We start from the raw sequence: 21,142 nt of genomic DNA, 5'->3' as shown, positions 1-21,142 counted from the left end.
CGGCCTGGGGGTGCCACCCCTACGGGCGACACCCCCACGACCGCTTACTTAGTCCCTCTCAGTCTCGACCAGGCTGGGAACGGTGATGTGTCCCTCGGCATCGATGGTGTCAGTGGCAAGTTCCCGGCGGGCCTGGATCTCGTCAACCATTCCGTTGAAGGCCTTGCGGTCGAGTTTGTAGAACAGGAAGGGGATAGCCGTGGCAAGCGAGAGTATCGCGGGCACGATCGTCATCATGATGGCAATTGCTGCGAGGACTGCGCTGGACTGCCCGATATTTGGAATGTATCCGGTACCGGCGAGCACAAATCCAAGCGCGGCCGGGCCGGCCGCTCCACCCCATTTCATTGCCAGGGAGGTGAAAGCGTAATTGAAGCCTTCGCTGCGAATACCGCTTTTAACCTCGCCGTATTCAACCGTATCGGGGATCATGCCGAACATCATGGCGATGAATATTCCCGAGCCGATTCCCGCGAGACCTCCAAAGACAAAGAACCAGACAAGGTCGGTTCCTGCAACGAACATCAGGGCGAAGAACACTGCCTGGACAATCGAGGCGAAGATCACCACTTTTGCCTTGTTGCCGCTCGGAACAGCTTTCAAAAGCAGCGGAGCCAAGATGGCACCGATGACAGAAGCGCCTGTGGAGACGAGGTTGAAGATGCCAAACATCCCCGTGTCGCCGACGTTGTACTGAAAGTAGAATGCCATGATCGCGATTCGCCCGTACCCGATAAATCCGGTAAGGAAGAAACCGATGACGACGATTTTCAGGGGAGTATTCTTCACGACTGAGCCCCACAACTGCCGCATTTTCGGTTGGGCGGCGTTGACGGGCTGAACGATTTCTTTCGTACTGAAAAAGCAAATGACGAAGAGCACGATCGTGACAGTCCCGATCAGTGGAACGGTGGCTCCGTAGCCTTGCGCGGCATTTCCTTCAGAACCGGAGAAGAACTCAATTAGGGGGAAGACAAGAAACCCGACGATCGTGCTGCCGAGGCTGGCCGCGACCATTCGATAGCTCGCGAAGGAGAGACGGTCGTCCGTGTTGAGGGACACAACTGCATTCAGAGCTCCGTATGGCATGTTCACTGCCGTTGAAGCGAGAGCTGCGATCGTGAAGGTGATGATGGCGTAAGTGATCTTGGCCGGCTCACTCCAATCCGGGTGAGCCCAGAACGTCAGGGACATCGCGATGACCATGACGATAGGTGCGAAGAGGATCCAGGGCCGGTATCGGCCCCACTTCGAGCGGGTGCGGTCGACGAGGCTGCCAACTAGCGGATCTATGACCGCATCGCTCAGCCGGATGAGCATGACGAAGATACTGACCACGGCCGCGGGAATAAGGAAGACATCTGTGTAGAAAACCAGCAGGAGTGCGCTGATGATGTACCACGAAAAATTGTAGGCAAAGTCGCCCAATGCGTACCCGATCTTCCTCCACACGGAGGCTTTGACGGTACGAAGATCTATATTTTTTCCATCTGGGGTGATTGCAGACATGCGTGATTACCTTTCGTCACTGAAAGCGCATAAATAGGGAATAGAGGGGTGAAGACAAGAAGAGCCAGTTCACTGGTTGTTCAGGATGAGGACTTTCCTAAAGTCGTTCTTTCCGCGCTTCCAGCACGTTATCGACTTCTTCGAGTGGAATGGCATGAGTGATCATGCCCGTTCGATATCATGAGTACTGTTTGCGTGTGGTGCCGGCAGGTGTACCAGCAGCAAAACATCACCGTCAGGTTCTTTAGAAACGGGGTTGACCTTTGCGAATTCCTCCGTTTTCATATGCAAGCCTGCGATGACGATGCGATCGCCAACCTGAAATCTTGCACGCCCGCACCGAGCTTGGTGATCATGCCGGCGAACTCATGGCCGAGGCTGAGCCCCGATCCGAGCGATTCGAGCGAATGAATATCACTGCCGCAGATTCCGCTCGAATCTAGGTAGATGGTGAATTGCCCCTCCCCGGGCGGAGACATCTCGAGCTCAACCGTCCCCGTGGGGCGGTCATCCCTGGTTACAGCAGCCTTCATGTAGTAAGCCTCCGGCTCTGCTTCGTTGCAGCAAGTGGTTTGACGGTAGGGCACAAAATGAACAGGTGTCAATGCTATTGACACCTGTTCATTGGCTGTCTAGTGTCGAGTCACCGCCCCATGGTGACGATGCCGGGGGAAGTACGAGGAGGTACGGAAAATGCAGACAGCACCCCAGGTCGCGGAGCTAGGGTCCATCAAGGAACGCTTTTCTCTCGCAGGCAAAAAAGCCTTGGTTACCGGCGCTGCCGGTGGGATCGGGCGCACTACTGCGGCGGCATTCGCCGAACTTGGAGCTGATGTAGCAATTGTTGACATCGCTCCGCGGCTGGACGATGCGCAAAAGGTTGCTGACGAAATAGCTGAGCGGTTTGGCGTGAAAACAATCGCCGTAGCCAGCGATGTGGGTGACGCCAATGCGGTCGACGCCATGGTCCAGACAGTCATCGACCAGCTGGGTGGGTTGGATATCGTCCACAGCAATGCCGGGATTGTCTCAGGCGAGGATAACGCTGATATGCCCGTCGAAGTTTGGGACCGGATGGTCCGGGTCAACTTGACCGGGATGTTCCTTGTGAACCGTCGCGCTGCAGCAACAATGAAGGCCAACGGCACCCGCGGTTCGATTATCAACACCGCATCGATGTCGGGGACGATCGTTAACCAAGCGCCGGAAGGCGGCCGCCACGGGATCGCCTACTCTACGACCAAGGCCGGGGTTATCCATCTTACGAAGGCGATGGCCGCGGATTATGCCCTCGATGGTATCCGTGTCAATTGCGTCAGTCCCGGCGTCATGATTTCAGGGATTCACGACGCTTACCTGCAAAGCCAGGGAGTCTCCTACGAGCAGTTCAACGCAGCCGCTCGGCACGCGCCCTTTTCCGTTCCCATGGGCCGTTTCGGAACCATGGACGAAATCGGCGGCATCGTCGCCTTCCTTGCCACTGACCTCGCTTCTTTCATGACGGGTGCTGACGTCGTGATCGATGGCGGCACCACTATCTGGTGACCCCCGACACCCACATCCCGGTCGCCTCTCGGCGCCTGAAAGGAACAACACTATGACTATCCTCGACGTATCGACCACGTCAGTCGATCAGGATCTCGTGAGCCGGTTGGAAGACAAGGCCATCAGGATTCGGAAGCAAATCGTGCTCTCCTCGCACTTGATCGGAGTCGTCCATTTGGGCGGACCCCTTTCTGCCACTGACGTCGCCGTCGCCCTCTACTACGAGTTCCTCGGCTTCGACCCCGAGAACCTCGACGACCCCGAACGCAACAAATTCATCCTGAGCAAGGGCCACAACGGCGTGCTGCTCTACAACATCCTCGCGGACCAGGGCCTTTACGACTGGGACGAGCTCTTCGGCGGCTACAACAAGCCGGACCACCCCTTCGGGATGCACCCTAATCGAAAGCACATTCGGGGAATCGAAGCCTCCACCGGATCCCTCGGGCACGGGATGTCGATCGCGACGGGCCTCGCCCTGGCGAACCGCGTGGACAATAAAAAGTCCCGCATCTTCGTCATGACCGGCGACGGGGAAATGGAAGAGGGGTCGAACTGGGAGGCCGCCATGTATGCCGGCTCGCACCAGCTCAGCAACCTCGTACTGATCATCGACTTCAACAAAGCGACCGGAATGTTCCGCCTCGGCGAAAATATCGTCGTCGACTATGTCAAGGCGTTCGACGCATTCGGGTGGGACGTTATAGAGATCGACGGAAACGATATGGAACAGGTCGTAGCGGCATTCCAGTCCCTGCCGCCAGTTGATTTCACCACCAAGTCCAACCCCACCGTGATCATCTCCCACACCGTCAAGGGTGCCGGTGTCGACTTCATGTCCGGCAGCCCCAAATGGCACCTCGGCAGCATCGACGACAAAAACCTGGACGTCGCAATCGCGTCCATTGAGAGCACCAGAAAGGCACGGAACTGAAGATGGCCGGATTCACCTTCAACACTGAGGACATGGTCAAACTCGAAAGCGCTCGAGACCTTGTCCCCAAGTACCTGCTCGAACTCATGGAAACCGACGACCGCATCATCATGCTCGACGTCGACGCCACCGCCGAAGGCAGCCCCCGTAAGGAGGGCGCGAAGAAATGGCCCGACCGGGTCATCGACGTCGGAATCGCAGAACAGAATCTCGTTGGTATTGCCGCCGGCTACGCCCTGGCCGGAAAAATGCCCTTCGCTAACGCCTTCGGGCCCTTCCTTTCACTCCGCGCGGTCGATCAGATCCACGCTGACGTCGCCTACAACGACGTGCCCGTGCGACTCATCGCCACGCACGGAGGCACAACATCAGGAGGGGGCCCCACGCACTACGCGATCGCTGACTTCGCAATCATGAACGCGATCCCCAACATGACCGTTGTCGCGCCCGCTGATGCCGCGCAAGCCGTGAAACTCATCAAAGCCTCGCTCGATTACCCCGGGCCCATTTTCATGCGCGTCGCACGGGGAGCCGAGCCGGCCGTGTACCCCGAGGGTGAAGATTACGAATACGTGATCGGAAAGTCGATCCGGGTCCGTGAAGGCAACGATCTGACAATCATCGGCACCGGCGTCGGTGTGTGGTTGGGACTGCAGGCATCGCTCACTCTTGAGAAGGAGGGCATCGGAGTCCGCGTCATCGATATGCACACCATCAAGCCGATGGACAGGGATGCGGTTGTGGAGGCAGCCGTTGAGACCGGTGCAATCCTAACCGTCGAGGACCACAACACCCTGGGTGGTCTCGGCACCCTGGTGGCTGCCACCGTCGCGGAAGCCGGGGTCAGCGCGCAAATTAAGAAGCTTGGAGTTCCCGACGAATTCGCCGTGCTCGGATACCCGGAGACGATCTACCCGCACTACGGATACGACGTTGCCGGGGTCACAGCGTCAGCACGCGAGCTCGCGAACGTGAAGGTTTCCGCCTAGCTGAATGCGTTCGGGCCCGGCGGATGGGACGATTCCGCCGGGCCCGCCTTTTGCCCGAAACAATATTGAGAGCAGTCAGATGAAGATTGGAATTCTTACCTCAGGTGGCGATTGCCCAGGACTGAACGCGGTGATTCGAGGGGCCGTTCTCAAGGGTGACCGCGTATTCGGGTCCCAGTTCGTCGGGTTCCGATTTGGTTGGAGAGGTGTGGTCGAGGGTGACTTCGTCCACCTCGACCGCCACAGCGTGCGGGGACTCTCCAAACAAGGTGGAACGATACTCGGTTCCTCCCGCACCAATCCATTCGACGGTGAATACGGCGGTCCCGACAATATTCGCGCCATGCTCAAACGCAATTCGATCGACGCAATCATCGCCGTCGGCGGCGAAGGAACGCTCACAGCCGCCGGCCGCCTCTCTGAATCGGGGATCCCTGTGGTCGGCGTTCCCAAAACCATCGACAATGATCTGGCGGCAACAGACTACTCTTTTGGATTCGACACCGCAGTGGAAATTGCCACCGAAGCGATCGACCGTGTCCGCACCACAGCTGAATCGCACGAACGCTGCATCGTCGTCGAAGTTATGGGGCGGCACGCGGGCTGGATCGCTCTCCACGCCGGAATGGCGGCAGGCGCTCACGCGATCCTCATTCCCGAACAGCCTCTCACGATCGAGACAGTCTGCGACTGGGTCATAAATGTGCGCGACAGGGGCAGAGCCCCCGTCATCGTCGTCGCAGAAGGTTTCCGTTTCGAAAGCATGGATCAGGCCTATTCCGACAAGGGCCTGGACGCATTCAACCGCCCTCGACTAGGCGGAATCGCCGATCGCCTCGCCCCACTGATTGAGGAAAAGACGGGCATCGAATCGCGGTCAACAGCAGTTGGATTCGCCCAGCGAGGCGGCGTCCCGAGCGCGTACGACCGGGTCCTCGCCACGCGCCTAGGCATGGCCGCCGTTGATGCCGCAGAGGCCTCACGCTGGGGCAGCATGGTCGCCCTCAAAGGTACTGACATCGTCACCGTGAGCATCGCCGAGGCCACCCACGCTCCCAAGCAAGTACCGCCGGAGCGCTACCACGAAGCATCACTTCTCTTCGGATAAACCACCCTGATCTAGGAACCACCATGACTCTTCAACGCCAACGGGATCAGCTCACAGGGTCCCGCATACACATCGGAACAGACCATGCAGGTCTGGAACTAAGCAAGCTACTCGCCTCAGCACTCACCGAAATCGGACATGAAGTCCTCGACCACGGACCAACCGAATACGACCCCCTCGATGACTATCCCGAGTTCTGTATCGCCGCAGCCCAAGCAGTCGCACGAGACATCGCGAATGGAACAGCCAGCCTCGGCATTGTCATCGGAGGATCAGGAAACGGTGAACAGATCGCGGCGAACAAAGTTCCAGGGATCCGAGCCGCCCTGGTATGGAACGAAGACACGGCGCGCCTCGCCCGCGAGCACAACGACGCAAACATTCTTGCCATCGGTTCACGACAGCATTCCCCGGATGAATGCATCAGGCTCGTCCAGGCCTTCGTTCGCGAGCCATTTTCAGGCGAGACGCGCCACCGCCGTCGCATCAGCCAAATACTCGACTATGAGGCCGGCCACTTGTCCAACCGGGGCTAATGCCCCAACAGAAGGAGAACCCCGATGTCCATCAACAGCAACGCACGCACCAACTGGAGAGGCGATTTCGCGTCCGGAGCAGGGCGAACCCTGCTGGCAACCTCGGGAACCACCGAACTCGACGTCAACTGGCTGGCACGGTCCGCGGGCAGCCATTCGACGACAACCCCAGAAGAACTGCTCGCAGCCGCACATGCTTCCTGCTATTCCATGGCCCTCGCGAACGTGCTCTCGGAAGCTGGCTCACCTCCTATCCAGCTGAACGTGGATGCCACAGTCACCTTCGTACCCGGCACAGGAGTAACGAGAAGCGAGCTGCGCGTTCACGCCAGCGTCCCGGGCATTTCAAAGGACGATTTCCAGCTCGCAGCGGTGGATGCCAAGACCAACTGCCCGGTGTCTCAGGCCCTTGCCGGAATCGAGATTGTCCTCGAGAGCGCCACCCTCGATTGACACGACGTCGGTCGAAGGAAGTCGCGCAAACGCTGGCCAGTCGCTTCCAGACGCCACCGGGTGCCCGCACTTTGGGAAGGGAACACAATGCGACTGCGCCCGACGCGCCCTGCGACGTGCACATCCTCAAACGGATCAGTTCGTCATCGTCAATCCCTGCAACAAAACCTGCCGCGGCGGCAGAAGAGATACCTAGGAGTGAACTCGTCCCAATGCAACAAGAGCCCGACGCACTAGAAACGCAAAAGGTCGATACAACACCGGCAGAAACTCCTCGGGAGCGCTTCCAGAACAGTAACTTCATGCCCTCTGACGTCCCCGAGTGGGTCCATCTCAATGGCGGGAACTACAACGGACCGCCGAGCAGCGAAGCTACTGGTTGAGGCGTCTAAAATCGAGGGCTGGTACTGGCACCTGGCCTTTGGGCACCGCTGACGCCCTTTTCAATTTTTCCCAGGGATCCTCACGCGGACTCGGAAGTCCTTATTTGAAGATACGGAAACACCTAGTTCCTGTCCTAGGAAGGAAACACAATGAACTCTCATGATCGTCCCCTCACGATCACCGCAAGCAACAGGGACGTGCTGGAGCGCGAGCTCAACCATGCCGTGGAGCTGACGCGTGAAAAGGCCATGTCAGAAGGTCTTCGCGGAATTCTGGTCACTCATGAGGCACCTGGTCGCTTCACCGTTGCCCTCCATGACGATGTTCCGTTTGGTCTAACCCGCGAAAAACGTGCGTGGTAGGCGGATACGTGGAAGCGGCTTACGGCATAAGTGACGATGCCACGACTTCACAACCCACCGACTAGTAGGGGAAACAGGAGCCCTTCGCCTGCCAGCCGATGCCACTTTGCGCTCGCGCGTTGATCACAAAAGAAGGGCCGACGGCGGCGCTGTATGCGCCGTCGTCGGGCCCTTCCTTTGGTGCGTGGCGCTTAGGCTGTGGGCTTAGTTGAGGTAGCCGTTCGGGTTCAGGACGTACTTCGTGGCCGCGCCGGCATCGAATTCCGCGTAACCCCGCGGCGCGTCCTCCAGGGAGATGGCCGTGGCGTTGACGGCCTTGGCGATGTGGATCCGGTCATGCAGGATCGCCATCATGAGCTGCCGGTTGTACTTCATCACCGGGCACTGGCCCGTGGCGAAGGAGAGGGACTTGGCCCACCCCGTGCCCAGCGACAGGGACAGGCTGCCCTTCTGGGCCGCCTCATCCGCAGCGCCCGGATCCCCGGTGACGTACAGGCCGGGGATGCCCACGGACCCGCCGGCGGTGGTGATGTCCATCAGCGAATTGAGTACGGTGGCCGGCGCCTCCTGGGCGCCGTGGCCGTGCCCGCGGGCTTCAAAGCCGACCGCGTCGATTCCGGAGTCCACCTCCCGGACACCGAGGATCTGTTCGATCTGGTCAGCGGGGTCGCCGTTGGCCACATTGACGGTTTCGCAGCCGAAGGACCGGGCCTGGGCCAGGCGGTCCTCGTTGAGGTCGCCGACGATGACCACCGCGGCACCCAGCAGCTGGGCGCTGGCGGCGGCGGCGAGGCCTACGGGTCCGGCTCCGGCAACATACACGGTGGAGCCTACTCCCACACCCGCTGTGACGGCTCCATGGAAACCGGTGGGCAGGATATCCGAGAGCATGGTCAGGTCCATGATCTTCTCCAGCGCCTGGTCGCGGTCCGGGAAGCGCAAAAGGTTCCAGTCGGCGTAGGGGACCAGAACGAATTCGGCCTGGCCGCCAACCCAACCGCCCATGTCCACGTAGCCATAGGCGGATCCCGGACGGTCCGGGTTGACGTTCAGGCAGATCCCGGTCTTGCGTTCCTTACAGTTCCGGCAGCGGCCGCAGGAGATGTTGAAGGGGACCGAGACGATGTCCCCCACCTTGATGAACTCGACGTCCGGCCCCGCCTCAATGACTTCCCCGGTGATTTCGTGACCCAGGACGAGGCCGGCCGGGGCGGTGGTGCGGCCGCGGACCATGTGCTGGTCCGAGCCGCAGATGTTGGTGCTTACGGTGCGCAGGATGACCCCGTGCGGGACCTTCCGGCCGACATTGATGGGATTGACGCCGGGGCCGGCCTGCAGTTCAAAGGTGGGGTAGGGGGTGTCGATGATTTCGACGACGCCGGGCTCCTTGTACGCAACGGCTTTGTTACCTGACATGGGCGTTTCTCCTTTGGTTGGTGTTCCGATTGCCACAAAAGGCCTGACGCTGGTTGCATCAGACCTTCCGTGGGACAGCTATTGACAGTTGTGGTGCAGCGGCCGGGTTCAGTCATGGATGCCGCAGCGGACGGCTACGCGTCGATGACCATGTCCGTGCGGGCGGTGGAGCAGCAGGGCAAGAACTTGCCGGCGTCGATTTCCCGCTTGCGGATTCCACCCTGGTGGTTCATGTCCACCTCACCGGACAGCTTGACCACCTTGCAGGAACCGCACATGCCCTCCTTGCAGTTGGCGCCGATCCGGACGCCCGCACGCTGCGCCACCTCAAGGATGGGGAGCTCCGGATCGATCCGAACATTGATTCCGGTGCGCAGGAAGGACAGGGTCAGGCTTCCGGTTCCCACGGTGTCGAAGCTGGACGCATCGGGAGCGCTGGTTTCCGGTGCGGCGCCGGTGCTCTCCTTGGAGGCCGGAGCGTCAGGGTCCACTGCTTCCAGCGGCAGCCCGGAAGCCTTCAGCGTTCCATCCTCGTCGTAGCCGGGCTCGTACATACCGAACGCCGCAGGCTGGCTTTCGTAGTAGTCCTCGGCTGAATCGGCGATCTCCTCAGCGATTTCTTCGGCAATGTCCGCTGCATGCGCGAGCTCCGCCTGGTATTCGAGGAGGGTCTGCCGGTCGCCGGAGAAGAACTCCATGTAGATGGAGGTGTCGTCGACGCCCACCTTCTTCAGCAGCTCAGTGGCGGTATTCAGGTAACCCTCCGGGCCGCAGGCGTACACCTGCCGGCCGTTGGCATCGGGGGCCACCTCGTCGATCATCGCCGAGGACAACCGTCCCTTGAAGCCTTCCCACTCGTCGGGCCTGCCGCGGTCGCCCAGTGCGTAGAACACCTTGACGCGCGAGTCCACGGACGCGATGTAGGCAAGCTCCCGGTGGAAGGCAAAGCCGCCGGCTTCGGCGCCGTGGTAGAGGACCACCACGTCGGCTGTTCCGGGCAGGTCGTGGATGGTCCGCAGCATCGACATGATAGGCGTGATGCCGGCGCCGGCCGCCAGGAAAAGGTACCGTGCGCGCCGGTCCGCATCGGGCAGGTGGAATGCACCCACTGGTCCCAGCATGTCCAGGACGGTGCCCGGCCGCACGTTGTCGTGCACCCACGGTGAAACCAGTCCACCGGCGTCGCGCTTGATGGTGACGCTGAAGGTCCAGGGTTCCGTTGGCGAGCTGGACAGCGAGTAGCTGCGGTCCACCGGCTCCTGGTCTTCGCCGTTCACCGGGAAGGCAATGTTCACGTACTGGCCCGCACGGAACGCCAGGGGAGCCCCGTCGCAGCGGCGGAACACGAACGTCATCATGCCACCGGCTTCGGGCACGGTCTCAACGCATTCGGCCATGAACTCCTGCGGGTGCCAGGGCCCCAGGGCGCGCGCGGCGCCTGCGGGTCCCTCGGTGCTGCCCATCACCCTGTTCCACGGCATCTCCAGGCCGCGGATGCGCTGCGGCTCCTGGATAGCCGCCGTTTCCGAGAGGAGCTCAATCATGCCAAGTGCTCCTGCACCCGCTGCACGTACCAGTTGATGAAGGCTTCCACCTGGTATTCGCTCTTCATGTACGGGCCGGGCTCGTAGGCGGGGCTGGCTGCACCCTGCTGGCAGAGTTCCACGAACGCCTTGTCCTGGATGTTGGTCTGCTCCCAGGTGTAGGTCAGCTTCTCGCGGTCGTAGTCGACGCCTTCCACGGCGTCGTCAGCTACCAGCCAGGTGGTACGCACAAGGGTCTGGTGTTCGTTGATGGGGAAGACGCCGAAGGTGATGACGTGGTCGCTCTGAAAGTGGAACCAGCTGTTCGGCTGCAGGTGCATGGAGCAGCGGCCCAAGCGGAAGTCCCGCAAGTCGCCGAGCAGCTTCTTGGAAAGCCTGCGCCCATCGGCCGAGAAGGACTCGCCCTCTCCGTCAAGGGATTCCCGGGAGATCCGGATGCCCGCGATGCGCGTGTCCAGTTCCTCCACCACCTCGTAGGGGAGGCCGTAGCGGCGGCACCGTTCCTCGAGCGAGGACTGTGCTTCCTTGTTGCGGTCCCACACCTCCTCGAGGTGGGTGGGGATCAAACCTTCCGTCAGGCCCCAGGTGGGGAAGAGGGAGCAGGCGAGTTCCGGGTGCCCGTCGCAGTGGTAGCACTCACGGTTGTTCTCCATGACGAGCTTCCAGTTGCCCTCTTCGATGATGTTCTGCTGGTAGGCAATCTTCGTCTTGGACAGGTCGTGCGGCGCGAGGTAGGGCTCGAAGATCTTCGAGGTCTCATCGAAGTCTGCGGGCGGTTCGTCAGCGATGCAGACGAAGATGAGTCCGGCAACCTCGCGGCTGTGGGCCTTCTTGAGGGCGAAGCAGTTCTTGTCGAACTTGGCCTCCCCGGGAGCGGAGGCGTGGATCAGGTTGCCCTCGGGGGAGTAGGTCCAGGAGTGGTAGCCGCACACCAGGTTGCCGGTGGAACCGGTGGCCTCGGTCAGGACGCGGGCGCCGCGGTGGCGGCACACGTTGTGCAGGACGTTGACGCCGCCGTCGTCGTTGCGCAGCACGATCAGGGAGTAGGGGCCGTAGTCGACAGTGATGTAATCGCCTGGCTCGGGCAGCTCGGCAACGCTGCCGGCAAAGATCCAGTGCTGGCCGAAGATGGCCTCCATGTCGATCTTGAAGATCGTGGGGTCAGTGTAGAAGGGGGCGTCGAGGGAGTAGCCCGTGCGCCGGAACTCGAACAGCGCAGCGATCTCTGCCTGCTGCTCTGCAGGCAGTGATGAAGCGAGTTTTCCGCGTGAGTTCAGGGGCACGTTCACTGGAGCAGTCATTTTTTCCTCCCGGGAGGCTGGGTAAGTATGCGGTTGGTGGGGAGACTTCGGAGTTGGTGGAGGCAACCCGCGGTGTCGGAATGTCGCCGTTACGCGGTGGGGGAGGATCGATGCGGAAGAAGGCCCGGCGTACGGATTGTGCTTTTGGTAAGCATCTCCATGTTTGGGGCCCCTCCGCATGCGTCTTACGCAACAACAATCATGATGTGCAACAGCGTGACGTATGCCACGCCGACTGTCAAGTAGTTACAAATGCATAGCCGGGGCCACAGAAATGTCTTGACATCGTGGTGCGTCGGGCCGCCGCGGCATGGCGGCTGATTGACCCGTCGGGCGCCGGGACGACGCCGTCAAAAAGTCGTCAAAATCCGTCCGCGCGGGGCAGCACGGAAGGGCCGACGACGGCCTGGCGAGTGCCGTCGTCGGCCCTTCCTGTGCGTTGTGCAGCAAGCGGTGGTGCCCTTTAGGGCACCCTGGCCACGACGGCCTCTTCCTCAGCCGGAACAGCGCCAGCTGGAAGAGATTCAGCGGGAGCAGCGTCCGGGGCCGGGCCTGCGGACGGGTGGGCTGCCACTGCAACGGCGTGCTCGGCCAGCACGCCCGTCTGGTGCCTGATCTTCAGCCGGTACAGCAGGGCCCCGCCGCCGGTCACGGCAGCTACAAAGAGGACGCCGCCCCACTGCAGGTACCACTCGAAGGGCGGCACCGAATTGTAGATCTCCGGCCGGGGCCAAATCAGGTTCACCGTCATGGCACCACCCCACAGGACCGCAAGGATGTTCACCGGCAGCCCCCACTTGCCCATGCAGAACCCTGGCTCGGCGCCGTCGGCATCGGCCAGCGGCCACTTCTTCAGGAGCCGCTTGCGCAGAAGGGGGACCGTCACCAGCAGGTAGGACATATAGATCAGCACGATGCTGATGCTGGACAGGATGGTGAAGATGGCCGGCTGCATCACGTTGATCAGCAGCGGCAGGACCGCAAGGATGCCGATGACAATGGCAGCCACGGTGGGGGTGCGGCGGACCGGGTCCACTTTACTGAGCTGCCTGCTGAAGGGCAGGTTGTTGTCCCGGGCCATGGCGAACATCATCCGGATCGCAGCCGCGTGGACGGCCAGGGTGCACACCACCACCGCCACCACAATGCAGGCCAGGAACGCCTTGCCGAACGGGCCGCCCAGGACACTGAGCACGATGTACTGCAAGCCGCCATCGGCTGAACCCACCTTCGGGTCGGTCAGGTCCGGGGCCGCAAGGATGCCGAACAGCAGGATAAGGCCGCCCAGCAGGAATGACGCCGTGACGGCGCGGAGGATGGCCTTGGGGGCAGTCTTCTTGGGGTCCTTGGTCTCCTCACCCAGCGAGCTGGCGGTGTCGAAGCCGTACATGACGTAGCCGGAGGCCATGGCCCCGATCAGGAAAACGCCGAAGAAGCCGAGGTCGTGCCCTTCGCCGAAGCCCGCCGTATCGAAGAAGACCTCCGGACCGCGCACCACATGCCAGCCGAGTGCGAGGATCAGCAGCACCGCCGCCACCAGCTCCACGAAGACGCCGATGCTGTTAATCCGCGTCATCAGCTTCACGCCGAAGGCGTTAATCAGGGTGGAAATGGTGATCATGATGGTGGCCAGCACCACGCCGTTCATGGCGAAATCGAACGGGCCGGTACCGTCACCGACGAACTGGAAGCCGGACCAGAGCTGCGGCAGCGTGATCTGCAGTGCCAGTGCCACCGAGCCCAGCGCCATGATGGACGACAGCAGCAACAGCCAGCCGGCCAGCCAGGAGGACGTCCCGGACGCCAGCCGCTTGGCCCAGTTGTAGACCGAACCGGCCACCGGGTAGCGGCCCGCGAGCTCGGCGAAACAGAGGGCCACCATCAGCTGGCCCACGAACACGATGGGCCAGGACCACGCGTACGCGGGGCCGGCCATGGAGAAACCGAAATAGAACAGCTGGAAAACGCCGGTGAGGATGGAAATGTAGCTGACGCCTGCAGCGAAGCTGGCGAACTTGCCGATGCTGCGGTCCAGGGTCTGGGTGTAGCCAAATTCGTCCATGCCGCTTGAATCAATACTCTTGCTGGGTTCCACTGTGGACTCCTAAATCAGAAAAGCACGATGGGATCGGCCGCCCTGGGGCGCGGCTGAGTCGAAGGGACGGCGTGCACGCGGCGTGGCCATATTAAGCCCGCTGCCGCGGTGCCGCGCCTGTCAGGCGAATGAAGGGGCGAAATCCTCCTCAGCCGTTGCCGCGGAGCTGCCGGCGTAATCCGCCTTGATCAGATCGGCGCAGCGCTCGCCGATCATCATCACCGTGATGTTCGGGTTGACCGTGACGTGCTCGGGCATGACGGACGCATCGGCGACCCGGAGCCCGGTGACACCCTTGACCCGCAACCGTGCATCCAAAGGCGACATCCCGTCGTCGTCCGCTCCCATCCGGACGGTGCCCACCGGGTGGTAGACGGTGTTGTGGGTCTTGCGGATGTAGTCCTGCAGTTCCTCGTCCGTCTGCGCCTCAACGCCGGGCGAAAGCTCCCGGCCGGTCCATTCCGCCATGGCGGGCTGGGCCGCGATTTCGCGGGCCTTGCGGATACCGGCCACCATGACGCGCATGTCGTGGCCGTCCGGGTCCGTGAAGTAGCGGGGATCCACCATCGGCTTGTCCCGGAAGTCGCGGCTGCGCAGCCGCACTGTCCCGCGGGAGCGGGCGTGGGTGACGTTGGGGGTGAGGCTGAAGCCGTTCTCCGTGGTGGGGTAGCCGTGGCGCAGCGTGTTCATGTCGAACGGGACGGAGCCGTAGTGCATCATCAGGTCGGGCCGGTCCAGGCCGTCCTCCGTGGGGGTGAAGATGCCGATCTCCCACCACTGGGTGGACGTCTGCACCATGGGCTGCCTGGCTTCGAACTGCACCACGCCTTCCGGGTGGTCCTGCAGGTGCTCGCCAACACCGGGGGAGTCCACCAGGACCTCAATGCCGTGGGCGGCGAGGTGTTGGGCCGGGCCGATGCCGGAGAGCATGAGCAGCTTGGGCGAATCGATGGCACCGGTGGACAGGATGACTTCCTGCCGCGCGGACAGCCGGTGGGTGCGGCCGAACGCTCCGTCCACCACGTCGACGCCGGTGCAGCGCCTGTCCGCATCGAACACCAGCTGGCGGGCGCGGAGGCCGGTCAGCAGGGTGAAGTTGTCCCGCTCCATGATGGGATGGATGTAGGACACCGAGCTGGAGGACCTGGTTCCGTCAGCCCGGCGGTTGATCTGGAAGAAGTTGGCGCCGTTGACCACGGTGGTGCCGGTGTTGAACCTGGCGCGGGGAATGCCCGCCTGTTCGCAGGCGTCAAGGAGGGCGACGCCGGAAGGATCCGCCGGGGGCACGTTCATCAGGTGCACGGGGCCGGAGTCCCCGTGGTGGGGTGCGTCCGGGCCGGCGTCCTGGTTGGTTTCCAGCCGTTTGTACAGCGGCCACGCGGCGTCGGCGTTCCAGCCGGTGACGCCGTATTTGGATTCCCATTCGTCCAGGTCCTCGCGCGGGGCCCAGAAGGCGATGCAGGAGTTGTGGCTGGAGCAGCCGCCCATCACCCTGGCGCGGGCGTGGCGCATGAACGAGTTGCCGTTCTCCTGCGGCTCGATGGGGTAGTCCCAGTCGTAGCCGGATTCCAGCAGTTCCATCCAGCGGTCCAGCTGCAGGATTTCGGGCAGGTTGCGGTCGTCCGGGCCCGCCTCAACGAGGGCCACGGTCACGTCCGGATCCTCGCTCAGCCGCGCGGCCACGGCGGCGCCGGCGGACCCGCCGCCGATGACGACGTAGTCGAATCCGCGCTCGCTGAGGTTTTCGATGTTGTCGATGTGCATCTAGTTCTCCTTGCTGTGCTCAGCGAACCAGCCGGTGACCTGCGGGCTGGTGTTCTGGTAGATGTGCTTGGCTTCCTGGTACTCGGCAAGGCCGGTGGGGCCCAGCTCGCGGCCGACACCCGACTGGCCGAAGCCGCCCCACTCGGCCTGGGGAAGGTAGGGGTGGTAGTCGTTGATCCAGATGGTGCCGTGCCGGAGCCTGCCCGCCACGCGCTGGGCCTTGCCGGCGTCCTGCGTCCAGACGGCGCCGGCCAGGCCGTAGATGGTGTCGTTGGCGGTAGCCACGGCTTCGTCCTCGGTGCGGAAGGTTTCCACCGTGACCACCGGGCCGAACGCCTCGTCGGTGACCACGGACATGCCGCGCTGCACCTGGTCCAGGATGGTGGGCTGGTAGTAGAACCCGGCGTCGTACTTTTCGCCTTCCGGTGCCGCGCCGCCGGTCCGGAGCCGCGCGCCCTCCTCGATGCCGCGCTGGACGTAGGCGTTGACCTTGTCCCGGTGGGCGGCGGAGATCAGCGGCCCGGATTCGGCGTCCTCGTCGAAGGGGCCGCCCAGCCGGATGCCCTGGGCACGGCGGACCAGTTCGTCCACGAAACGTTCGGCGATGGATTCCTCCACCACCAGCCGGGCGCCGGCGGAGCAGACCTGGCCGGAGTGGACGAACGCGCCGTTGAGGGCGTTGTCGACGGCGGCATTGAAGTCCGCGTCCGCGAACACCACGTTGGGGTTCTTGCCGCCGAGTTCAAGCGCCACCTTCTTGACGGTGCCGGCAGCGGCCGCGGCGATGCGCTTGCCGGTTTCCAGCCCGCCGGTAAAGGAGACGAGGTCGACGGCGGGGTGTTGCGAAAGGGGTGCGCCCGCCTCGGGACCGGTCCCGGTGACGAGGTTGGCCACGCCGTCCGGCAGGCCCAGGTCGTGCAGCAGTTGCATGGCCAGGATGCTGGTGGAGGGGGTCAGCTCTGAGGGCTTGAGGACGAAGGTGCAGCCGGCCGCCAAGGCGGGCGCGATCTTCCAGGCGGCCTGGAGTAGCGGGTAATTCCAGGGCGTGATCAGGCCGCAGACGCCCACGGGTTCGTAGGCGATCCGGCTGACGACGGCGGGGTCCCCGGCGTCCACCAGCCGGCCCGCCTGCTGCCCGGCGAGCCTGCCGAAGTATTCGAAGCAGGCGGCGATGTCATCCATGTCAATGCGGCTTTCCACCATCCTCTTACCGGTGTCCAGGGACTCGGCGCGGGCGAACTTTTCGCGGTGTTCCCGCAGGCCGGCGGCGACCTTGAGGAGGAATGCGCCGCGCTCGGGTGCCGGGACGCCGGACCAGGCCCCTGAATCGAAGGCGGCGCGGGCGGCTGTGATGGCACGCTCCGCGTCCGCTTGGCCTGCCTCGGACACCGTGGCGACCAGTTCGCCGTCGGCCGGGTTGCGGATTTCACGGACGGCGCCGGACGCGGCGGCCTCCCACGATCCGTTGATGAACAGGGTGGCTGCTGTATCGGTCATGTGTCTCCCTAAGTGGTAGGTCACGGGCCGCACCGGCTGGTGCAACGGCCGCGCTGCGGGCACGGCAGGGCAGCGCCGGGTGGTGCGGCGGCTGTGCTGCGGAGGTGACTTTTGCGGTGCGCGACGTCCGTGGTGCGGACATTGCGCCGGGGGTTTCGGGCAGGCGGGGCTTAGTGCGGCGCGGAGCGGAGGGTGAAGTGCCGGGCCCTGTCAGCCATAACCCGGGGAGGTGTGGCGTACGTCATAGAAGGACAGTAATGCATGTTGAACGAGTGTTCAATAGCAAGTTGAACACTCGTTCAAATGTGACGCAGGGAGAGTTTTTGTGGTGCTTCTGATTAGCGGGCTTCCGGAGCGGGGGCGAAGGCGATGTCCTCGGTGCGCTGGATGCTGCGCTGGATGGATGCCTTATCCACGCCCAGTAGGGAAGTCAGCCACATGCCGTTCTGGATGACCACCACATCTGACGCGCGTTCCCGGCACTCCGCCCAGGTGAGCCCGGGCCTGGCATTGGCCACGAGTGTGGCAAGGCCGTCGATGTACCGGTCAAAGGCGGCGGCGTTGATTTCGGCGTAGCCCTCATCGGCCTGGGCGAGGGCCCAGAGGTGAAGGCGCAGCGAGAGGTATTTGGTGGTCAGCAGATCCGCGCCCGCCACCCGGCGCAGGGCCGTGCGCAGCTGTTCGTCGGGAGCCGAGTCCGGGTCCGGTGTGACCAGCAGGAGGTCGTGCTCGTCGACGCGGTGGAGGGCTGCCCGGATCAGGCTCGTCTTGTCGTCGTAGTAATAGTTCACCAGGCCGAGGGCGACGCCCGCCTCCCGTGCCACGGAGCGCATGCTCACGCCGGAGATCCCGTGCCGGGAGAGCAGGTCCAGGGCCGCTTCGAGGATGCGGGACTGCCTGTCGAGCTGCTCGCCGGAGTTCACGGTGTTAGTCCCCATCTGGCCAGACTATTGCCAAACTCGCCGGCAGTGCACTTTCCCCATTCCGCAGCAGTGGTTTTGCGGCTGAACGGTCAGTCGACGACGCCGTTCATGTCATCGAACACCAGGTAGTCCCCGTGGGCGGCGTGGAAGCCGAAGCTTTCCCAGTACCGGCGCAACGATGCCTTCGCGGCCTCGTACCCGTCCGTTCCTTCGGCAGGGGCGTTGTCCGTGGGCGCCGGGACTGCTTCGAGGATGACCTTGGACGCTGAACGGCCCACGCTGCTCAGGACGGCTTTCAGGATCTCGTGGCCGAGCTTGTTCCTGCGGAATTCCGGAGCCACATGGAGCTTGGAAAGGATCAGCAGATCCCCGCCCAGGGCCAGGTCCTTGACCAGGTCCGGGCGGTTGATCGTCAGCATTTCACCCACCGCGGCGACGTCCTGGTTCACGGCGTCCAGGGTCAGGAACAGGTCGATGATCCCGGCATCCGGAACAACATACAGTTCCGCTTGGCCAACGCGGACTTCCTTGCCGTCGCCGCCGTCGTCCGCGCCGTCCCAGGTGCGGCCATTGACGCTGACGTTCCACACGAGGGGATAGTCGTCCGGATCGTGGTGCACGCCGGGTATCCCGCGGAACTGGCAGCGGTAATCGAAGGTCAGATACTCAGGGAGAAGTACTTCCACCGGAACTCCTAGTGCCACCACGCAATCGGCCTCGCGGCCCCATGGTCCTAAGACTAGGGACGGCGCCGCCGCTGCGCCATGGCCGGACCACGAAGAATCCCCGCCTGGCATCTGTTGGTGCTGGGCGGGGATCCATTCGTCGGCGGTCCGCTTACTTCTTGGGCAGGCCCGCCGGGTTCAGTTCGGACTTCGGGATTGCCTCGGAGGACAGGCCCCAGCGGTCCAGGATCTTGGCGTAGGTGCCGTCGTCAATCAGGTGGTTCAGGGCGGTCTGCGCTGCGACGGCCAGGCCGTTGCCCTTCTTGGTGGTGAACGCGATCTCGGCCTTCAGCGGCCAGCCGCCCTCCAGGGTGCCCACCTGCTTGGTCTTCCCGTCCTTTGCCGCCTTGTAGGCAGCGCCGGCGTTGGGCCCGAAGGTCAGGTCCGCCCGGCCCGACTGGAGGGCCAGTCCGGAGGCGGAGTCGTCGTCGTAATACTGGAACTCCACCGGCTTGAGGCCGTTCTTCTTGTTCTCCTCGTCCCAGCGCACCAGGATGGCTTCCTGATTGGTGCCGGAGCCAACGATGACCCGCTTGCCCGCCACGTCCTTGGCTTCCTTCACCTCGGTAATGTCCGAGTCGCTCTTGGCGTAGAAACCGAGCAGGTCGTTACGGTACGTGGCGAAGTCGAACTTCTCCTTGCGCGCCTCGGTGACGGTCACGTTGGAAAGAACGGCCTCGTATTTGGCCGACTCGATGCCCAGCGGCCAGTCGGCCCACGCCACGGGAAGGACCTCCACCTGCAGGCCGAGGGTCTCGCCCACAGCGTAGGCGATGTCCACCTCGCTGCCGATCAGGGTCTTGTTGTCCGAGGCGAAGGTGCTCAGCGGGGCCGTGCCGCCGGTGGTCACCACGGTCAGCTTGCCATCGGCCTTGATGGCGTCGGGAACCTGCGCGGCCGCCGCCTGGTCCACGTCCACTTTGAAGCGGTCCTGCTCGGGGGACAGGTTAAAGGTCTTGCCGGCTGCGGCGGCGGCAGTCTCCGACGTCGGTCCTGTCGCCGCCGTCGCGCCCGGATCGGCGCATGCGGCCAGGCCCAGCAGGGACACTGCCAGGGCCGCGATAAGGGCCGGTTTCGGCTTGGGGATGGCCATGGTTTCCTCCTTGGAGGTACGAAGTTGATGCGACGGATGATGCGCGTTGCAGCAACTATCCGGGAGTGCCACCAGCAGAATCAAAGGCCCCGAAACCGGGCGATACGGGGAGTAACCGCAGTTCACGCGGGGACCGCCGCGGTCACAATCCGCGTACACCGACGGAGGGGACCAGCTCACAAGAGCTGGTCCCCTCCGTCAATGCGTGAGCTTCAGGCCATCCGGCCGGAAAGCGCTAAGCCTGTCAGCCCAGGGCCTTGATGACTTCCTTGGCCACGTCCTCGCTGGACTGCGGGTTCTGGCCGGTAATCAGGTTCCCGTCGCGGACCACGTGTGAAGACCAGGCAGCGGCATTGTTGACGATCGCGCCCTTCTCCTTCAGCGCGTCCTCCACAAGCCAGGGCGTGTTCTCGCCGGTGCCGCCGTTCAGTTCCTCTTCGTTGCTGAAGACCGTCAGGCGCCGTCCCGCGAAAATAAACGTCCCGGCGTCGTCTGTTGCGCTGAGCAGGCCCGCCGGGCCGTGGCAGAACGGCGCGATGACCTTGCCGTCCTGGTCCGCGGACACCAGCAGGCGGCCCAGGTCGGCGTCCTTGTAGAGGTCCGCCATCGGGCCATGCCCACCGGGCATCACCACGGCGTCGTAGGAAGCGATATCGACGTCGGCGAGCACCAGGGGCTGCGACAGTTCGGTGCCGATTTTGGCCAGGTAGTCCCGGAAGCCCTCGGCGCGCTCCTCACCGCCGGCGGAATCTGCGGCCAGGCTGACCTGGTCCACGGTGGGCTTCGCGCCGCCCGGTGTGGCGATGTGGACAGTGTGTCCGGCGTCCACCAGGGTCTGGTGCGAGACCACCAGTTCTTCAGCCCAGAAGCCGGTGGGGTGTTCGCTGCCGTCCTTCATGGTGAGGGAATCGGCTGCTGAAACAACCATCAAAACGTTAGCCATGCTGTTCTCCTGCCTGTTGTG

At 63.1% G+C, this 21,142-nt stretch carries 19 protein-coding genes; 7 read left to right on the top strand and 12 right to left on the bottom strand.

Going from position 1 to position 21,142, the window contains the following annotated elements; genetic code table 11:
• Positions 1 to 48: 48 nt before the first annotated feature.
• Both ACP3TD_RS19440 and ACP3TD_RS19435 read right to left on the bottom strand, forming a co-directional pair.
• Positions 49 to 1,509, bottom strand: a complete 1,461-nt coding sequence (locus ACP3TD_RS19440) for an MFS transporter (protein WP_426764676.1) — start codon at positions 1,507 to 1,509, stop codon at positions 49 to 51.
• 281 nt (positions 1,510 to 1,790) lie between these two features.
• A complete protein-coding gene (locus ACP3TD_RS19435) occupies positions 1,791 to 2,042 on the bottom strand; it encodes an alcohol dehydrogenase catalytic domain-containing protein (protein ID WP_426764675.1) in 252 nt (83 codons plus the stop codon).
• Between the two features lie 160 nt (positions 2,043 to 2,202).
• Here ACP3TD_RS19435 and ACP3TD_RS19430 point away from each other — a divergent pair, with 160 nt between their 5' ends.
• From ACP3TD_RS19430 to ACP3TD_RS19400, 7 genes are all read left to right on the top strand, one after another.
• Positions 2,203 to 3,054 carry an SDR family NAD(P)-dependent oxidoreductase gene (locus tag ACP3TD_RS19430; protein ID WP_426764673.1) on the top strand — a complete coding sequence of 284 codons (852 nt, stop codon included), beginning with the start codon at positions 2,203 to 2,205 and terminating at the stop codon, positions 3,052 to 3,054.
• Between the two features lie 97 nt (positions 3,055 to 3,151).
• On the top strand, positions 3,152 to 3,988 hold the full coding sequence (locus ACP3TD_RS19425) for a transketolase (protein WP_426764671.1): 837 nt from the start codon (positions 3,152 to 3,154) through the stop codon (positions 3,986 to 3,988).
• Positions 3,989 to 4,020: 32 nt separating this feature from the next.
• Positions 4,021 to 4,977: a transketolase family protein gene (locus ACP3TD_RS19420; protein ID WP_426764669.1), complete on the top strand. Its 957-nt coding sequence runs from the start codon at positions 4,021 to 4,023 to the stop codon at positions 4,975 to 4,977.
• Positions 4,978 to 5,056: 79 nt separating this feature from the next.
• Positions 5,057 to 6,085, top strand: coding sequence for a 6-phosphofructokinase (locus tag ACP3TD_RS19415; protein ID WP_426764667.1), 1,029 nt, complete (start codon positions 5,057 to 5,059; stop codon positions 6,083 to 6,085).
• A 23-nt stretch (positions 6,086 to 6,108) separates the two neighbouring features.
• Positions 6,109 to 6,621, top strand: coding sequence for a ribose-5-phosphate isomerase (locus tag ACP3TD_RS19410; protein WP_426764665.1), 513 nt, complete (start codon positions 6,109 to 6,111; stop codon positions 6,619 to 6,621).
• A 24-nt stretch (positions 6,622 to 6,645) separates the two neighbouring features.
• Positions 6,646 to 7,074: an OsmC family peroxiredoxin gene (locus tag ACP3TD_RS19405; RefSeq protein ID WP_426764663.1), complete on the top strand. Its 429-nt coding sequence runs from the start codon at positions 6,646 to 6,648 to the stop codon at positions 7,072 to 7,074.
• Between the two features lie 533 nt (positions 7,075 to 7,607).
• A complete protein-coding gene (locus tag ACP3TD_RS19400; protein ID WP_426764662.1) occupies positions 7,608 to 7,820 on the top strand; it encodes a hypothetical protein in 213 nt (70 codons plus the stop codon).
• 204 nt (positions 7,821 to 8,024) lie between these two features.
• Here ACP3TD_RS19400 and fdhA read toward each other — a convergent pair whose 3' ends face one another.
• From fdhA to ACP3TD_RS19350, 10 genes are all read right to left on the bottom strand, one after another.
• Complete coding sequence (gene fdhA / locus ACP3TD_RS19395) at positions 8,025 to 9,236, bottom strand: formaldehyde dehydrogenase, glutathione-independent (RefSeq protein WP_426764661.1); 1,212 nt, start codon at positions 9,234 to 9,236, stop codon at positions 8,025 to 8,027.
• A gap of 134 nt (positions 9,237 to 9,370) precedes the next feature.
• Complete coding sequence (locus tag ACP3TD_RS19390; RefSeq protein WP_426764659.1) at positions 9,371 to 10,780, bottom strand: ferredoxin reductase; 1,410 nt, start codon at positions 10,778 to 10,780, stop codon at positions 9,371 to 9,373.
• A complete protein-coding gene (locus tag ACP3TD_RS19385) occupies positions 10,777 to 12,081 on the bottom strand; it encodes an aromatic ring-hydroxylating oxygenase subunit alpha (RefSeq protein ID WP_426764657.1) in 1,305 nt (434 codons plus the stop codon). The genes ACP3TD_RS19390 and ACP3TD_RS19385 overlap by 4 nt, the downstream gene beginning before the upstream one ends.
• 463 nt (positions 12,082 to 12,544) lie before the next feature.
• Positions 12,545 to 14,143, bottom strand: coding sequence for an APC family permease (locus ACP3TD_RS19380; protein WP_426767312.1), 1,599 nt, complete (start codon positions 14,141 to 14,143; stop codon positions 12,545 to 12,547).
• A gap of 153 nt (positions 14,144 to 14,296) precedes the next feature.
• Positions 14,297 to 15,940, bottom strand: a complete 1,644-nt coding sequence (locus tag ACP3TD_RS19375; RefSeq protein WP_426764655.1) for a GMC family oxidoreductase — start codon at positions 15,938 to 15,940, stop codon at positions 14,297 to 14,299.
• On the bottom strand, positions 15,941 to 17,437 hold the full coding sequence (locus tag ACP3TD_RS19370; protein ID WP_426764653.1) for an aldehyde dehydrogenase family protein: 1,497 nt from the start codon (positions 17,435 to 17,437) through the stop codon (positions 15,941 to 15,943). It lies immediately after the preceding gene.
• A 338-nt stretch (positions 17,438 to 17,775) separates the two neighbouring features.
• Positions 17,776 to 18,375, bottom strand: a complete 600-nt coding sequence (locus tag ACP3TD_RS19365; RefSeq protein WP_426764650.1) for a TetR/AcrR family transcriptional regulator — start codon at positions 18,373 to 18,375, stop codon at positions 17,776 to 17,778.
• A gap of 74 nt (positions 18,376 to 18,449) precedes the next feature.
• Positions 18,450 to 19,046, bottom strand: a complete 597-nt coding sequence (locus tag ACP3TD_RS19360; RefSeq protein WP_426764648.1) for a hypothetical protein — start codon at positions 19,044 to 19,046, stop codon at positions 18,450 to 18,452.
• A gap of 151 nt (positions 19,047 to 19,197) precedes the next feature.
• Complete coding sequence (locus tag ACP3TD_RS19355) at positions 19,198 to 20,178, bottom strand: ABC transporter substrate-binding protein (protein WP_426764646.1); 981 nt, start codon at positions 20,176 to 20,178, stop codon at positions 19,198 to 19,200.
• Between the two features lie 244 nt (positions 20,179 to 20,422).
• A complete protein-coding gene (locus ACP3TD_RS19350; protein ID WP_426764644.1) occupies positions 20,423 to 21,121 on the bottom strand; it encodes a type 1 glutamine amidotransferase domain-containing protein in 699 nt (232 codons plus the stop codon).
• Between the last annotated feature and the right edge of the window lie 21 nt (positions 21,122 to 21,142).

Source organism: Pseudarthrobacter sp. 1G09 (assembly GCF_050038305.1).
Classification (GTDB): Bacteria; Actinomycetota; Actinomycetes; order Actinomycetales; family Micrococcaceae; genus Arthrobacter; species Arthrobacter equi.
Note: the sequence above shows the minus strand (reverse complement) of the source record. Positions and strands in the feature narration are given on the sequence as shown.

What these genes read in the sequence shown, in the direction of transcription:
- ACP3TD_RS19380 (WP_426767312.1), bottom strand. Translation starts at nt 14,143, where the DNA reads ATGGACGAATTTGGCTACACCCAGACCCTGGACCGCAGCATCGGCAAG.
- ACP3TD_RS19420 (WP_426764669.1), top strand. Translation starts at nt 4,021, where the DNA reads ATGGTCAAACTCGAAAGCGCTCGAGACCTTGTCCCCAAGTACCTGCTC.
- ACP3TD_RS19400 (WP_426764662.1), top strand. Translation starts at nt 7,608, where the DNA reads ATGAACTCTCATGATCGTCCCCTCACGATCACCGCAAGCAACAGGGAC.
- ACP3TD_RS19365 (WP_426764650.1), bottom strand. Translation starts at nt 18,375, where the DNA reads ATGGGGACTAACACCGTGAACTCCGGCGAGCAGCTCGACAGGCAGTCC.
- ACP3TD_RS19410 (WP_426764665.1), top strand. Translation starts at nt 6,109, where the DNA reads ATGACTCTTCAACGCCAACGGGATCAGCTCACAGGGTCCCGCATACAC.
- ACP3TD_RS19350 (WP_426764644.1), bottom strand. Translation starts at nt 21,121, where the DNA reads ATGGCTAACGTTTTGATGGTTGTTTCAGCAGCCGATTCCCTCACCATG.
- ACP3TD_RS19355 (WP_426764646.1), bottom strand. Translation starts at nt 20,178, where the DNA reads ATGGCCATCCCCAAGCCGAAACCGGCCCTTATCGCGGCCCTGGCAGTG.
- ACP3TD_RS19440 (WP_426764676.1), bottom strand. Translation starts at nt 1,509, where the DNA reads ATGTCTGCAATCACCCCAGATGGAAAAAATATAGATCTTCGTACCGTC.
- ACP3TD_RS19370 (WP_426764653.1), bottom strand. Translation starts at nt 17,437, where the DNA reads ATGACCGATACAGCAGCCACCCTGTTCATCAACGGATCGTGGGAGGCC.
- ACP3TD_RS19405 (WP_426764663.1), top strand. Translation starts at nt 6,646, where the DNA reads ATGTCCATCAACAGCAACGCACGCACCAACTGGAGAGGCGATTTCGCG.
- ACP3TD_RS19415 (WP_426764667.1), top strand. Translation starts at nt 5,057, where the DNA reads ATGAAGATTGGAATTCTTACCTCAGGTGGCGATTGCCCAGGACTGAAC.
- ACP3TD_RS19430 (WP_426764673.1), top strand. Translation starts at nt 2,203, where the DNA reads ATGCAGACAGCACCCCAGGTCGCGGAGCTAGGGTCCATCAAGGAACGC.
- ACP3TD_RS19390 (WP_426764659.1), bottom strand. Translation starts at nt 10,780, where the DNA reads ATGATTGAGCTCCTCTCGGAAACGGCGGCTATCCAGGAGCCGCAGCGC.
- ACP3TD_RS19435 (WP_426764675.1), bottom strand. Translation starts at nt 2,042, where the DNA reads ATGAAGGCTGCTGTAACCAGGGATGACCGCCCCACGGGGACGGTTGAG.
- fdhA (WP_426764661.1), bottom strand. Translation starts at nt 9,236, where the DNA reads ATGTCAGGTAACAAAGCCGTTGCGTACAAGGAGCCCGGCGTCGTCGAA.
- ACP3TD_RS19385 (WP_426764657.1), bottom strand. Translation starts at nt 12,081, where the DNA reads ATGACTGCTCCAGTGAACGTGCCCCTGAACTCACGCGGAAAACTCGCT.
- ACP3TD_RS19375 (WP_426764655.1), bottom strand. Translation starts at nt 15,940, where the DNA reads ATGCACATCGACAACATCGAAAACCTCAGCGAGCGCGGATTCGACTAC.